We start from the raw sequence: 12,542 nt of genomic DNA, 5'->3' as shown, positions 1-12,542 counted from the left end.
AAGTGGGGAATGAGAAGACAACACATTTGCCCGCAGGCGTTTTCCTTGATATGATGTTGTTAAAATGGTTTTGGCATGCTAAAGGAGTGGACGGACAATGAATATTGATTTTAATTTATTTATGAATGATATTGTGAAACAAGCGAGAGAAGAGATCAAACAGGCTGGCTATAATGAGCTTACATCAGCTGAAGAAGTGGATGAAGCCCTGTCTAAAGAAGGCACGGCACTTGTGATGGTGAATTCAGTATGCGGATGTGCTGGCGGTATTGCAAGACCAGCTGCAGGCTATTCTGTTCATTACGATAAGCGACCAGATCAATTGCTGACAGTGTTTGCTGGACAAGACAAAGAGGCAACCGCAAGAGCCCGTGAATATTTTGAAGGCTTCCCGCCATCTTCACCATCCTTTGCATTATTAAAAGATGGAAAGATCATTAAAATGGTCGAACGTCATGAAATTGAAGGGCACGAACCAATGGAAGTCGTGTCAAAGCTTCAAGCTGCATTCGATGAGCATTGCAAAGAAATTTAACATGTGACGTTTGAATGATGACATATAAAGCAGTCCGGTCTTTAGATCGGTCTGCTTTTTGTTTTATAAGACCATTGAATCAAAATAATTTTAGCGAAATACTATTGCATCTTAAAAAGAAAGTGTTTAAAATACATTATAGTGAATAAATATTCAAAACAATACATGATTTTAAATACTAGGAGGCACTATCTTATGAAAAAGTGGTTATTATTACTTATGACAGCTGGTCTTGCAGCTGCACTCGCAGCTTGCGGAACTTCTTCTAATAATTCAAACGCATCAGGAGATGACAAAACACTCGTTATGGCGACATCAGCAGATTATCCGCCATTTGAATCAAAAGACGGAGATAAAATTGTCGGTTTTGATGTTGATCTTGCAACAGCACTAGCGAAAAAGAACGGCTACAAGCTAGAAATTCAAGATATGGATTTCGCAAGCCTTGTATCCGCCCTTAAAACAAACAAAGCTGATATTGTCCTAGCAGGCATGACCCCTACAGAAAAACGCAAAAAACAATTAGATTTCTCTGATGTTTATTACAATGCAAAAAACTTAGTTGTCTCAAAGAAATCTAGCGGGATGAAAACAGAGAAAGACTTAAAAGATAAAACAGTCGGCGTTCAATTAGGTTCAATCCAGCAGGATGAAGCAAACGGTTTGCAAAAGAAATATAACTTAAAAGTGGAAGACCGTAATAAAATCTCAGATATCATTCAAGAAATCAAAGCAGGTCGTTTTGATGCAGCCATTATTGAAGATAAAGTAGCTGCTGGTTATTTGAAAAAAGAAAAAGACTTCCAAGCATTTGGATTGAATAGTTCAAATGAAGGTTCAGCCATTGCATTCAAGAAAAATAGCGACTTAACAGCTAAATTTAATAAATCATTAAAAGAAATGCAAGACAATGGCGAACTTGATAAATTAATTAAAAAATGGTTTGCTGATGAAAAATAAGTCAGGAAAAGGATCAGCGTCATTCACGAAAATTCAGTAGAAAGCGCTGAAAAGTTCAACTCATGTTGAACTTTTTTCCTGTTTTATTTTTTGATTTCGTATGAAGGCATAAAAAAGGAGACTGTCATGTTAGATTTTAAAGATGTAATACCTCAGATGCCCTTTATTTTAGAAGGGCTTAAGGTCACACTTTCTATTGTAGTGGTATCACTTTTTCTTGGATTTATTTTAGGGATTTTATTAACGCTTTGCAAAATTAGTGTATTTAAGCCGCTCATTTGGCTTGCAGATTTTTATACATCCATCTTCCGAGGCACACCGCTTGTGCTTCAATTGCTCATTATTTATTTCGGTCTGCCTCAGCTTATCGGGTTCCAAATCGATCAATACTGGGCTGCTGTAGCGGCATTTTCACTAAACTCTGCGGCTTACGTATCTGAAATTATTCGTGCTGGTATTAATGCCATTGATAAAGGTCAAAAAGAAGCAGCCGTTGCTTTAGGCATCCCTTATGCTAAAATGATGAAGGACTTATTGCTTCCGCAGGCATTTAAAAATATTTCACCTGCACTTGTGAACGAAACGATTACACTGACAAAAGAATCTGCTATTGTGACAGTGATTGGACTGGGAGATGTCATGAGACGAGCCTATCAAGCAGGTGCCGTCACGTATAATTATCTTGAACCGCTTATTTTTGCGGGTCTCATCTATTATGTCATCGTGCTTGTTCTCACCTTTGTCGGCAAATCGGTGGAAAGGAAGTTAAAATCAAATGATTAACATAGAGAAACTCACAAAATCTTTTGGCAAAAATGAAGTATTAAAAGGGATCGACACCACCATTAAAGAAGGGGAAGTTGTCGCAGTCATTGGACCATCTGGTTCAGGAAAATCGACGTTTCTTCGCTGCATCAACTTGCTCGAAAAGCCGACTTCTGGTGTCATTACGATTCAGGATACCGAAATCACAAACCCAAAAACCAATGCACTCAAAGTGCGTGAGAACATCGGAATGGTGTTTCAGCATTTTCACCTGTTCCCGCATAAAACGGTGCTGGAAAATATCACATATGCGCCAATGAATGTGAAGAATCAATCGAAGGAAGACAGCATCAAACAAGCTGAAGATCTGCTGAAAAAGGTAGGACTTTTAGAGAAAAAAGATGATTTTCCGAACCGCTTGTCAGGTGGTCAAAAGCAGCGTGTCGCAATTGCACGTGCGCTTGCAATGACACCAGACATCATGCTGTTTGATGAGCCAACATCTGCACTAGATCCAGAAATGGTCAAGGAAGTGCTAGAGGTCATGAAAGAGCTAGCTCAATCTGGTATGACACTTGTGATCGTCACACATGAAATGGGCTTTGCAAAAGAAGTGGCTGACCGCGTGATCTTTATGGACGATGGGAAAATTGTAGAGGATGCAAACCCTGTGCAATTCTTTGAATCACCGTCGTCACAGCGCGCGAAAGACTTCTTACAAAAAATATTATAAAGAAAAAAGAGAGGGAGACTTAACATCTCCTTCTTTTTTTGATTATAATGGGGAAAGTAAAAAAGTTCATCATTTCACAATAAGTGAATAGAAACAAGACAGAAAAGAGTGACTCATATCATGTTTAAAATCGGCTACCGAACGCTGAAAACAGCATTAGGAACAGCGATCGCCATTTATATTGCGCAACTGCTTGGCCTTCAAAATTATTCCGCTGCCGGGATTATTACGATTCTGTGTATTCAGGTGACAAAGAAACGGTCGCTTCTTGCATCAGGCGCCCGCTTTGCCGCATGCAGTCTTGCCATTTTATTTTCTTATCTATTTTTCGATCTGATTGGGTATCATCCTTTTGTGATTGGTCTGATGCTGCTTGTCTTTATTCCGACAACCGTATTGCTCCGCATTAAAGAAGGAATTGTCACAAGTTCAGTCATCATCCTCCATTTATACATGTCGGGCGGGATTACCCTTCACCTCATCTGGAATGAGCTGCTGCTGATTACGATTGGTGTTGGCGTGGCACTTATCATGAACCTGTATATGCCAAGTGTCGATAAAAAGCTCAAACGCTACAGCGAACAGATTGAAGACAACTTTGCAAAAATTTTTGAAGAAATCGAGCAATACTTAATGACAGGGAAACAAGACTGGACAGGCAAAGAAATACCAGAGACACATCAATTGATTAAAGAAGCGAAAGCTCTCGCATATCGTGATGTTGAAAACCATGTCTTAAGACATGAAAACCTGTATTATCATTATTTCAATATGAGGCAAAAGCAGTTCGAAATCATCGAGCGTGTGCTTCCGAAGATCACGTCCATTTCCATTACAACAGAGCATGGACAAATCATTGCAGAATACATTAGAGACTTACGCGAACATATTCACCCAGGGAACACGGCGCATAAGTTTTTAAGGCGCCTCATTGATATGAAAGAAGAGTTCGATAAGCTACCGCTGCCGCAAACAAGAGAAGAGTTTGAGGCAAGAGCTGCACTGTTTCATTTCCTCGGAGAAATGGAACAATATTTAGTATTGAAAAGCTATTTTAAAGGGATGAAAGAATAGAGACGCATGAGTTCCTCCTTCATTGGTCAATCTAATGAAAAAGGAGGAGCCTATGCGTCTTTTATTTTATACCGTATTGACTATGTCCCTTTCACCTATCTGGCCACTCGGACAAAACCCGCTTCCAGGAGACCCATATGTCATTATTAATAAACAAACAAATGAACTTGCCTATATTGATCAAGGTCAAATCCAAAAAATATATCCTGCTTCAACAGGGAAAACGACAGATTTAACGCCAGAAGGGGAATTCACCATTATGATCAAAGCGAAAGATCCCTATTACAGAAAAAAGAATATCGAAGGCGGTGCGAAGAATAACCCTCTTGGCAGAAGATGGATTGGATTTGATGCACGAGGAACAGATGGTAGAACATACGGAATTCATGGGACGAGTGACGAAACATCGATAGGGAAATTTATCACGGCAGGCTGTGTGAGACTTCATAATCAAGATGTAGAGCTTCTATTTGACCAGCTTCCGGTTGGGACAAAAGTGTGGATTACAACATCAACCGATTCATTTGAAAAGCTTGCCAAAGACAAACAGGCCATTCGTTGATTGAACGAATCACCTGCTTGTCTGCTTTTATTGAAACCTTATAAAAAGGTTGCGGCTCCTGCTAAAAGTGAAGATATTAGCAGCAGGCTAATCATGAGCAATACCATGAATTTCATCATTTTCTGAGACATATCGCACCCCTATAACCGAAGATTTTTTGCGACGAACGCACCTTTCTTTATTCTAGCTCGTTTTTTCAAATGCGACAAGTGATCAACAAAGGAAGTGAACGGATGAATCAAATCGACCATATTGCCATTGCGGTCTTTTCTATAAAAAACACATCTCGAATTCTTCAACAGCTGTTTAACTGGCATTTTTCAGACATACAAGAGATTCCTGAGCAGGAGATTAAAGCGTCCTTCGCTTCACTTGATCATGTGCACATTGAATTAATTGAACCGATGTCCGGTAGCAGCAAACTACATACCTTTTTAACAAAAAGAGGAGAGGGACTCCATCATATTGCGCTAAAGTCAGGTGACATACAGGCGGACCTTAACTGTCTTGATCATCTTGGCGTGGAGCTTCTCCAACAATCAGCACAGATAGGCGCGAGCGGGAAGCGGATTGCTTTTATTTCACCGAAAGAAACGTCCGGTGTGTTATTCGAATTGTGCGAGCCCTTGAAAGGAGAGGAACATGGCAATGAATGAATCGTTCAATGACTTGGCTAAATGGCGCGAAAAAGCATTCATGGGCGGCGGCGTGAAACGTGCAGCTGCGCACCGGAACAAAGGAAAACTAACGGTTCGTCAGCGGCTGCATGAACTTCTTGACGGGGGCAGTTTCATGGAAATTCAAGGATTTGCAACAGGCCGCATGTCAGAGCATGTCGGTGATGGCGTCGTCACTGGAACTGGACTCATTCATGGAAAGCCGGTATGTGTTTATGCACAAGATGCAACAGTGCATGGAGGGTCTTTAGGCGAAATACATGCCAAAAAAATTGCTTCTCTAATGGATCTCGCAGCTAAAAATCAGATGCCGGTCATCGGTCTAAAAGACTCAGGTGGTGCGAGAATTCAAGAGGGTGTGGTATCATTAGAAGGATACGGACAGATTTTTAAACGGAATGTGCTGTACTCAGGTCAAATCCCGCAAATATCCGTTATTTTAGGCTCTTGTGCTGGAGGAGCAGTCTATTCTCCTGCCTTGACTGATTTTGTGTTCATGACAGAACAGACAGCTCATATGTTTTTAACAGGTCCGAAAGTCATAGAAAAGGCAACAGGAGAAACGGTCTGTCCTGACCGTCTTGGCGGTGCAAGTGTTCAGCATCAGACAAGCGGGAATGTGCACTATACTGGCAAAGATGAGAAAGACGTGTTAAAAGCGGTTCGAACACTTTTAACGTACATACCAACGAAACAACAGACTGTCATGGACGCTGAAACGAGTAAGCAAGACGCAGCTGACCCAGGCAACATCTTGCCGAAGGATCCATCACGCACCTATGATGTCAAACAAGTGGTGACAGCGATCATCGATTCAGGCTCATTCTTTGAGACACAGCCTTGTTTCTCAAAAAATATCGTCACAGGGTTTGCCAGATTACAAGGGGCTTCAATTGGTATAGTTGCCAATCAGCCAAAGGTGCTGGCAGGAAGCCTTGACCTTGATGCTGCTGATAAAGCGGCCAGGTTTATTCGATTTTGCGATGCGTTTCATATTCCGCTCTTAACACTTGTAGACGTCCCCGGCTTTTTACCAGGTGAGAAAGCCGAGCATGCGGGAATTATCCGTCACGGCGCAAAGCTTTTATATGCGTACGCTGAAGCGACCGTTCCAAAAATCACGGTGATTTTAAGAAAGGCGTATGGCGGTGCGTATGTCGCAATGAATAGCAAGGGATTAGGCGCTGACTTTGTTTATGCATGGCCAGCGGCAGAAATTGATGTCATGGGGAAAACGTTCGCTGACGAAATCGTTCATCCTGCTTCGCGCAAGGTTGAAACGGAGCCAAGTGTATTCAAAGCGGCTCAGGCAGGGCTGATAGACGATATTTTCATGCCGTCTGAAACGAGAGAACGATTGATTCGCTCATTTGATTTGCTTCGCAGGAAGGAAGAAGATAGACCGTTAAAAAAGCATGGCAACATGCCGCTATAAGAGGAGGAGCATCATCATGATCAATGAAAAACGTTTACTAGACGAATTTTTAGAACTAGTTCAGATTGATTCGGAAACAAAACACGAAGAGAAAATTGTGGAAGTCTTAAAAGAAAAATTCTCGCAGCTTGGACTAAAAGTGGTGGAAGACGACTCAAAAGCGAAAACAGGCCACGGTGCAGGCAACCTCATCTGTACACTGGAAGGCACTCAAGAGGCTGATACCATCTATTTCACGTCTCATATGGATACAGTTGTTCCGGGCAATGGCGTAAAACCAGTCATTGAAGACGGCTATGTGAAAACAGATGGAACAACCATTCTTGGTGCTGATGATAAGACAGGACTTGCGGCAATGTTTGAAGCGATCCGTGTGCTGAAAGAGAAGAATTTACCGCATGGAACGATTGAATTTGTCATCACAGCAGGTGAGGAATCAGGACTTGTCGGAGCAAAAGCGTTAGATCCGAAGTTGATGACAGCGGCATACGGCTATGCCCTTGATTCAGATGGCAAGGTCGGAACCATTATCGTTGCAGCGCCAACACAGGCAAAAGTACGCGCAACCATTTACGGGAAAACAGCTCACGCAGGTGTCGCGCCTGAAAAAGGTGTGTCTGCGATTACCATTGCATCAAAAGCCATTGCTAGTATGCCGCTTGGCCGAATTGATGAAGAAACAACGGCGAATATCGGTCGTTTTGAAGGCGGAACGCAAACGAATATTGTGTGCGATCAAGTCGATATCCTTGCGGAAGCACGCTCTTTAGAACCTGCAAAAATGGAAGCCCAAGTAGCGAAGATGAAAGAAGCCTTTGAAAAAACCGCTAAAGAAATGGGCGGAAGTGCCGATGTACACATTGACATCATGTATCCAGGCTTCAAATTCTCTCACGGCGATCAAGTCGTAGAAGTGGCGAAAAAAGCGGCTGCAAAAATTGGCCGTCCATCAGAACTACAGACGAGCGGCGGAGGCAGTGATGCAAACGTCATTGCAGGAAACGGCGTCCCAACTGTCAACCTAGCTGTTGGATATGAAGATATTCATACGAAAAATGAGAAAATGCCGATTGAAGAATTAGTCAAAACAGCTGAAATGGTTCTCGCCATTATCGAAGAAACGACAAATCCATCGTAAAGGCAGGAGACTCTGTGAGCACGCAAAAAATCATTATTTTCCAAGTGGGGCAAGAGGATTTTGGCATCAGTGTAGAGCATATTCGTTCGATTGAGAAGGTCCCTTATTTACAAGAAGTATCGAACCTTCCTAAAGAAATAAAAGGACTCATGTCTTTAAGGGGAGAGGTCATTCCTGTCAGTGACACAGGCGTGATGCTTCACGGAAAGCCTCTTGATGTGAACGAACAGTCCAAGGTGTTGCTATTTGAATTAAACGGACAAATGGTAGGCTGTCTTGTCTCGGATGCAAAAGATATTATTGATATCGAGCTAAGCGAGATCAAGCCATTTCATATGAACACGAAAGCCTCTGAATATTTTTTCGGCGTTGTGGAGAGAGAGAACAAGATGATTTTACAAGTGGACCCGAATAAGTTCCTTGGGAGAATTGAGGATCTCGATCAATTGCCAGAACGGTTAAAAGAAGAATTGGCATAAAGATAATCCCCTTATCAAATGATAAGGGGATTATTTTTATTCAGCAGCTGGGCTAGCTTGGTCGTTTGCCTCAGCTTTTTTTGATTTTGATTTTTGGTACATGACATTTAAAATAATCGTTTGGATTGTGAGTAATAATCCGCTTGTCATCCAGTATAAAGGAAGGGCAGCGGGTGCATTGATTGAAATAAACAGCATCATGATTGGGAAAATCATGCCCATCACTTTGGCTTGCTTCAGCGCAGCCTCTGTCTGGGTGCCTGATTGCTTCGCAAACCTTTGCGTAACATAAAATTGCAAGAAATACATAGCGCCTGCAAAGATCGCGACCAATAGATCGGTTTGTCCTAAGTTAAACCATAGGAACGAATGTGTTGCGATCTCAGGTGTTGAGCGGATCGCTGAGTAAAAGCCAAGAACAATTGGAATTTGAATCAGCATAGGCAGACAGCCCATTGCCAGCGGGTTCACATTGTTCTCTTTGTATACTTTCATCATTTCCATTTGTAGTTCTTTTTGTTTTTCAGGTTCTTTCGTTTTCTTCAATTTGTTTTGAATTTCGTCAATTTGAGGCTTCACTAGTGCCATTTTCTCCTGCATGACTCTTTGCTTCTTAAATTGGTTCGCAAAAAGAGGGAAAATTAGCAGACGGACGATCAAGGTCACGAACATAATCGATAAACCATAATCATCATGGAAGAAGTTCGCAAGCCAAATGATCAGCTCAGAAAAAGGCTGGACAAAATAATGATGGAAAAACCCATCAGAGCTCGTATTCGTTTGCCCACTCGCTGCAAAAGCAGGTGAGGCAATCATCATTAAACATAAAGTCGTACAAATCGTTAATAAACGTTTCAATTCGTTTCCTCCTCATTTTTAAAAAATTAATTAGAGAGAGGAAGCGAATGGTCTTCATCATCGTTTGATGATTGTTTCATTCGAATGACTTTACTAATCCAAGTTGTAATGCGATCATATATGATAAACAGAAAGTCTGTTCGATTCAATAAAGATGCGTCCAACTCTTCCAAACGATGTCCACCGAGGTGTTCGTTCATACGGCAGTCTTTTAATAAAAAAGCAATGCCGATGGCCGTCAGCGCTGGAAGAATAATCGTAAAGAATTCAACAAGGAAAAAGACTTCATTGAATGTATCAATAATCATGATTATCACATCCATTTCATTACTCACAGTGTACTATACACCATATGAAATGTCTATTGGAACAAACATCAAGTCGATAGATTTAGGAGGCAGGCAAATGGCTGATTCTCAAAGGAAGGGTCGAATCATTTTTCATATTGATATGAATAGTTTTTATGCATCAGTCGAGATGGCGTATGATCCTTCTTTGAGAGGGAAACCTTTAGCCATTAGCGGAAATGCGAAAGAGCGTAAAGGGATTGTGGTCACGTGCAGCTACGAGGCAAGAGCGCTAGGTGTAAAGCCCCCGATGCCGTTATGGGAAGCGAAGCGGCTTTGTCCGGGGCTGATTGTCCGTACACCAAACTTTGACCGGTACCGAAGCTCCTCACAAGAGATGTTTACGATACTAAGAGAATACAGCGATTTAGTCGAACCCGTATCCATTGACGAGGGCTATATTGATTTAACGCATACGCCATATGCCGAGCATGCGGTGAAAACGGCTCATGATATTCAAACGAGGCTTGTAGAGGAGCTCATGCTTCCTTCAAGTATTGGCATTGCACCGAATAAATTTTTAGCGAAAATGGCGTCTAATTGGAAAAAACCAATGGGCATCACCATTTTGCGTAAACGAGATGTACCCCAAATGCTATGGCCGCTGCCAGCGGGTGACATGCACGGAGTTGGACAAAAAACGGCTGATAAATTGAAAACGATTGGCATTCATACCATTGAAGACTTAGCGAAAGCAAATGAGTATACACTAAAGGAATTACTGGGTATCAATGGACCGAGATTAAAGCAAAAGGCGAATGGTGAACATGACGGCATCGTGGACCCAGAAAGGATATACGAATTTAAATCTGTCGGTAATTCATCAACCCTTCCTCATGATTCTGACGATCCAGATGAACTTGTCGCGTTAATTGATAAGCTGTCACAATCTGTGAGTGCAAGGTTAAGGAGAAAAGAAGTGATGGCCAATCGGCTGCTCATCATGATTCGGTACGCAAGCTGGAAAAATATCACGCGAAGTGTCACCCTCACGAATCCGACCGATCGGAAGGAAGACTTATTTGAGGCAACAAGGCAGTTATTCCTTAAACATTGGAATGATCAGCCTGTGAGACTCTTAGGTGTGACGGGGACAGACCTTGTAGAACGAAAAGCAGCCGTTAAACAGCTTGATTTATTTTCCTATACAGAAGATGCAAAAGAAGAGCCTCTTCAAACCGTTTTAGAAGGACTGAAAGAAAAGTATGGAAAATCACTCGTTCAAAGAGGGATGACCATCAAGGAAAAAGAGAGCAAAACAAGTGGAACAAGTTTTAATAAAGACTTTTTTCAGGACGAAAAAGGAAATGACTAGCCTGAAAACTTGATAAAAGAGGTGGTGTTGTGGTAATTTCAAAGGGTACATCATTTCAGCAGTAATCAATATAGTGTGTTAGAAGGGACGTCAGAATTATGTCAAAACAACAAATCGGTGTGGTTGGACTAGCCGTTATGGGGAAAAACCTTGCCCTTAATATTGAAAGCCGCGGGTTCTCCGTGTCCGTTTATAACAGATCTAGCAGCAAAACGGAAGAATTTCTTCAAGAATCAAAAGGGAAAAACGTTGTAGGCACATACAGCATCGAAGAATTTGTTCAGTCGCTTGAAACACCGCGTAAAATTCTTTTAATGGTAAAAGCTGGTGCAGCAACGGATGCAACCATTCAATCATTACTTCCTCACCTAGAAAAAGGTGACATCTTAATTGATGGTGGAAATACATATTACAAGGATACGCAAAGACGTAATCAAGAGCTTGCGGAAAGTGGTATCCACTTCATTGGTACAGGTGTTTCTGGCGGTGAAGAAGGTGCGCTAAAAGGTCCATCGATCATGCCTGGCGGTCAAAAAGAAGCGCATGAGCTAGTGAAACCAATTTTAGAAGCGATCTCTGCGAAAGTAGATGGCGAGCCATGTACAACGTATATCGGCCCAGATGGAGCAGGACATTATGTCAAAATGGTCCATAACGGCATCGAGTACGGAGACATGCAATTGATTTCTGAATCATACTTTATCTTGAAGCATGTGGCTGGATTGTCAGCAGAGGAGCTTCATGAAGTATTCTCAGAATGGAATAAAGGCGAGCTTGACAGCTATTTAATCGAAATTACAGCTGATATTTTCACAAAAGTGGATGAAGAAACAAACCAGCCGCTTGTGGATGTCATCTTAGATAAAGCTGGGCAAAAAGGAACTGGAAAATGGACGAGCCAAAGTTCTCTTGATCTAGGTGTGCCGCTTCCAATCATTACTGAGTCTGTTTTCGCGCGCTACATTTCAGCAATGAAAGATGAGCGTGTTGAAGCAAGCCAATTAATCGAAGGTCCTAAGCCAGCGCAATCAGCAGAGAATAAACAAGAGCTGATCGAAGCGGTTAGAAAAGCCCTATTCATGAGTAAAATCTGCTCATATGCACAAGGTTTTGCGCAAATGAAAGCAGCATCTGATGAGTATAACTGGGATTTAAAATACGGTGAAATTGCAATGATCTTCCGTGGTGGATGTATCATTCGTGCAGCCTTCTTACAACAAATTAAAGAAGCATATGACCGTAACCCAGAACTGAAAAACCTATTGCTTGATCCTTACTTTAAGGATATTGCTCAAAGCTATCAATCATCTCTTCGTAAAGTCATTTCACTTGCAGTGGAGCAAGGAGTTCCTGTTCCTTCATTGTCAAGTGCACTTGCTTACTTCGATAGCTATCGCACAGCCGTCCTGCCAGCGAACTTAATTCAAGCGCAGCGTGACTATTTCGGTGCACATACGTATGAGCGCACAGATAAAGAAGGCATCTTCCATACAGAATGGATGAAATAAATATAGAACGACTGAAAAGAAGACAAAGGGCTAAAATTAAGAACATTTTAGCCCTTTGTCAACAATCTGAAACCTTACCCTTTGGTAAGGTTTTTTTGTGTTTACATCTTTTCGGCTAAAAATGCGAAAAAGAGGGATGCTATGTAAAAAAGAAAA

15 protein-coding genes are annotated in these 12,542 nt (G+C 41.7%); 12 read left to right on the top strand and 3 right to left on the bottom strand.

Going from position 1 to position 12,542, the window contains the following annotated elements:
* The first annotated feature begins 97 nt into the window (after positions 1–97).
* The 6 genes from MHH40_RS18320 to MHH40_RS18295 all read left to right on the top strand — a co-directional run bounded on the left by MHH40_RS18320 (position 98) and on the right by MHH40_RS18295 (position 4,629).
* On the top strand, positions 98–535 hold the full coding sequence (locus tag MHH40_RS18320; protein WP_003215907.1) for a BrxA/BrxB family bacilliredoxin: 438 nt from the start codon (positions 98–100) through the stop codon (positions 533–535).
* Positions 536–730: 195 nt separating this feature from the next.
* Positions 731–1,495 (top strand): transporter substrate-binding domain-containing protein, encoded by a 765-nt coding sequence (locus MHH40_RS18315; RefSeq protein ID WP_012010505.1) that lies wholly within the window; start codon positions 731–733, stop codon positions 1,493–1,495.
* A 126-nt stretch (positions 1,496–1,621) separates the two neighbouring features.
* Positions 1,622–2,278: an amino acid ABC transporter permease gene (locus tag MHH40_RS18310; RefSeq protein ID WP_050943790.1), complete on the top strand. Its 657-nt coding sequence runs from the start codon at positions 1,622–1,624 to the stop codon at positions 2,276–2,278.
* Positions 2,271–2,993 carry an amino acid ABC transporter ATP-binding protein gene (locus MHH40_RS18305; protein WP_003215712.1) on the top strand — a complete coding sequence of 241 codons (723 nt, stop codon included), beginning with the start codon at positions 2,271–2,273 and terminating at the stop codon, positions 2,991–2,993. The genes MHH40_RS18310 and MHH40_RS18305 overlap by 8 nt, the downstream gene beginning before the upstream one ends.
* A 120-nt stretch (positions 2,994–3,113) precedes the next feature.
* On the top strand, positions 3,114–4,067 hold the full coding sequence (locus MHH40_RS18300; protein ID WP_003216109.1) for an aromatic acid exporter family protein: 954 nt from the start codon (positions 3,114–3,116) through the stop codon (positions 4,065–4,067).
* Between the two features lie 52 nt (positions 4,068–4,119).
* The gene (locus MHH40_RS18295) at positions 4,120–4,629 is read left to right on the top strand and encodes a L,D-transpeptidase (protein ID WP_012010502.1); all 510 of its coding nucleotides are present in this window, start codon (positions 4,120–4,122) and stop codon (positions 4,627–4,629) included.
* A 38-nt stretch (positions 4,630–4,667) separates the two neighbouring features.
* Here the strand turns inward: MHH40_RS18295 and MHH40_RS18290 are convergent, their stop codons facing one another.
* A complete protein-coding gene (locus tag MHH40_RS18290) occupies positions 4,668–4,748 on the bottom strand; it encodes a hypothetical protein (protein ID WP_257736823.1) in 81 nt (26 codons plus the stop codon).
* A gap of 114 nt (positions 4,749–4,862) precedes the next feature.
* On the opposite strand from MHH40_RS18290, the gene mce reads away from it, so the two are divergent.
* Genes mce through MHH40_RS18270 form a run of 4 tightly spaced genes read left to right on the top strand, consistent with a single transcriptional unit; the run spans position 4,863 to position 8,358 of the window.
* A complete protein-coding gene (gene mce, locus MHH40_RS18285; RefSeq protein ID WP_050943791.1) occupies positions 4,863–5,285 on the top strand; it encodes a methylmalonyl-CoA epimerase in 423 nt (140 codons plus the stop codon).
* A complete protein-coding gene (locus tag MHH40_RS18280) occupies positions 5,272–6,741 on the top strand; it encodes an acyl-CoA carboxylase subunit beta (protein WP_050943792.1) in 1,470 nt (489 codons plus the stop codon). Before mce ends, MHH40_RS18280 begins: the two co-directional genes overlap by 14 nt.
* A gap of 16 nt (positions 6,742–6,757) precedes the next feature.
* Positions 6,758–7,879 (top strand): M20/M25/M40 family metallo-hydrolase, encoded by a 1,122-nt coding sequence (locus MHH40_RS18275; protein WP_050943793.1) that lies wholly within the window; start codon positions 6,758–6,760, stop codon positions 7,877–7,879.
* A gap of 14 nt (positions 7,880–7,893) precedes the next feature.
* Positions 7,894–8,358 carry a chemotaxis protein CheW gene (locus MHH40_RS18270; RefSeq protein WP_003215942.1) on the top strand — a complete coding sequence of 155 codons (465 nt, stop codon included), beginning with the start codon at positions 7,894–7,896 and terminating at the stop codon, positions 8,356–8,358.
* Positions 8,359–8,394: 36 nt separating this feature from the next.
* Here MHH40_RS18270 and MHH40_RS18265 read toward each other — a convergent pair whose 3' ends face one another.
* Together MHH40_RS18265 and MHH40_RS18260 are read right to left on the bottom strand one after the other, a co-directional pair.
* Entirely contained in the window at positions 8,395–9,216 is an 822-nt protein-coding gene (locus tag MHH40_RS18265; protein WP_050943794.1) for a membrane protein insertase YidC, read from the bottom strand.
* A 26-nt stretch (positions 9,217–9,242) separates the two neighbouring features.
* Complete coding sequence (locus MHH40_RS18260) at positions 9,243–9,524, bottom strand: hypothetical protein (protein WP_050943795.1); 282 nt, start codon at positions 9,522–9,524, stop codon at positions 9,243–9,245.
* A gap of 97 nt (positions 9,525–9,621) precedes the next feature.
* Here MHH40_RS18260 and MHH40_RS18255 point away from each other — a divergent pair, with 97 nt between their 5' ends.
* Together MHH40_RS18255 and gndA are read left to right on the top strand one after the other, a co-directional pair.
* Complete coding sequence (locus MHH40_RS18255; protein ID WP_050943796.1) at positions 9,622–10,878, top strand: DNA polymerase IV; 1,257 nt, start codon at positions 9,622–9,624, stop codon at positions 10,876–10,878.
* Positions 10,879–10,976: 98 nt separating this feature from the next.
* Positions 10,977–12,386 (top strand): NADP-dependent phosphogluconate dehydrogenase, encoded by a 1,410-nt coding sequence (gene gndA, locus MHH40_RS18250; protein WP_003215871.1) that lies wholly within the window; start codon positions 10,977–10,979, stop codon positions 12,384–12,386.
* Positions 12,387–12,542 lie beyond the last annotated feature (156 nt).

Origin of the sequence: Bacillus sp. FSL K6-2431 (assembly GCF_038005165.1) — a bacterium.
Lineage (GTDB): Bacteria > Bacillota > Bacilli > Bacillales > Bacillaceae > Bacillus > Bacillus pumilus.
The sequence above is the reverse complement of the archived record's forward strand: the minus strand, read 5'-3'. Positions and strand labels throughout refer to the sequence as shown.

Coding starts and splice junctions, on each gene's coding strand:
- MHH40_RS18255 (WP_050943796.1), top strand. CDS start 9,622: ATGGCTGATTCTCAAAGGAAGGGTCGAATCATTTTTCATATTGATATG.
- MHH40_RS18315 (WP_012010505.1), top strand. CDS start 731: ATGAAAAAGTGGTTATTATTACTTATGACAGCTGGTCTTGCAGCTGCA.
- MHH40_RS18295 (WP_012010502.1), top strand. CDS start 4,120: ATGCGTCTTTTATTTTATACCGTATTGACTATGTCCCTTTCACCTATC.
- MHH40_RS18275 (WP_050943793.1), top strand. CDS start 6,758: ATGATCAATGAAAAACGTTTACTAGACGAATTTTTAGAACTAGTTCAG.
- MHH40_RS18310 (WP_050943790.1), top strand. CDS start 1,622: ATGTTAGATTTTAAAGATGTAATACCTCAGATGCCCTTTATTTTAGAA.
- MHH40_RS18300 (WP_003216109.1), top strand. CDS start 3,114: ATGTTTAAAATCGGCTACCGAACGCTGAAAACAGCATTAGGAACAGCG.
- MHH40_RS18320 (WP_003215907.1), top strand. CDS start 98: ATGAATATTGATTTTAATTTATTTATGAATGATATTGTGAAACAAGCG.
- MHH40_RS18280 (WP_050943792.1), top strand. CDS start 5,272: ATGGCAATGAATGAATCGTTCAATGACTTGGCTAAATGGCGCGAAAAA.
- mce (WP_050943791.1), top strand. CDS start 4,863: ATGAATCAAATCGACCATATTGCCATTGCGGTCTTTTCTATAAAAAAC.
- MHH40_RS18290 (WP_257736823.1), bottom strand. CDS start 4,748: ATGATGAAATTCATGGTATTGCTCATGATTAGCCTGCTGCTAATATCT.
- gndA (WP_003215871.1), top strand. CDS start 10,977: ATGTCAAAACAACAAATCGGTGTGGTTGGACTAGCCGTTATGGGGAAA.
- MHH40_RS18305 (WP_003215712.1), top strand. CDS start 2,271: ATGATTAACATAGAGAAACTCACAAAATCTTTTGGCAAAAATGAAGTA.
- MHH40_RS18260 (WP_050943795.1), bottom strand. CDS start 9,524: ATGATTATTGATACATTCAATGAAGTCTTTTTCCTTGTTGAATTCTTT.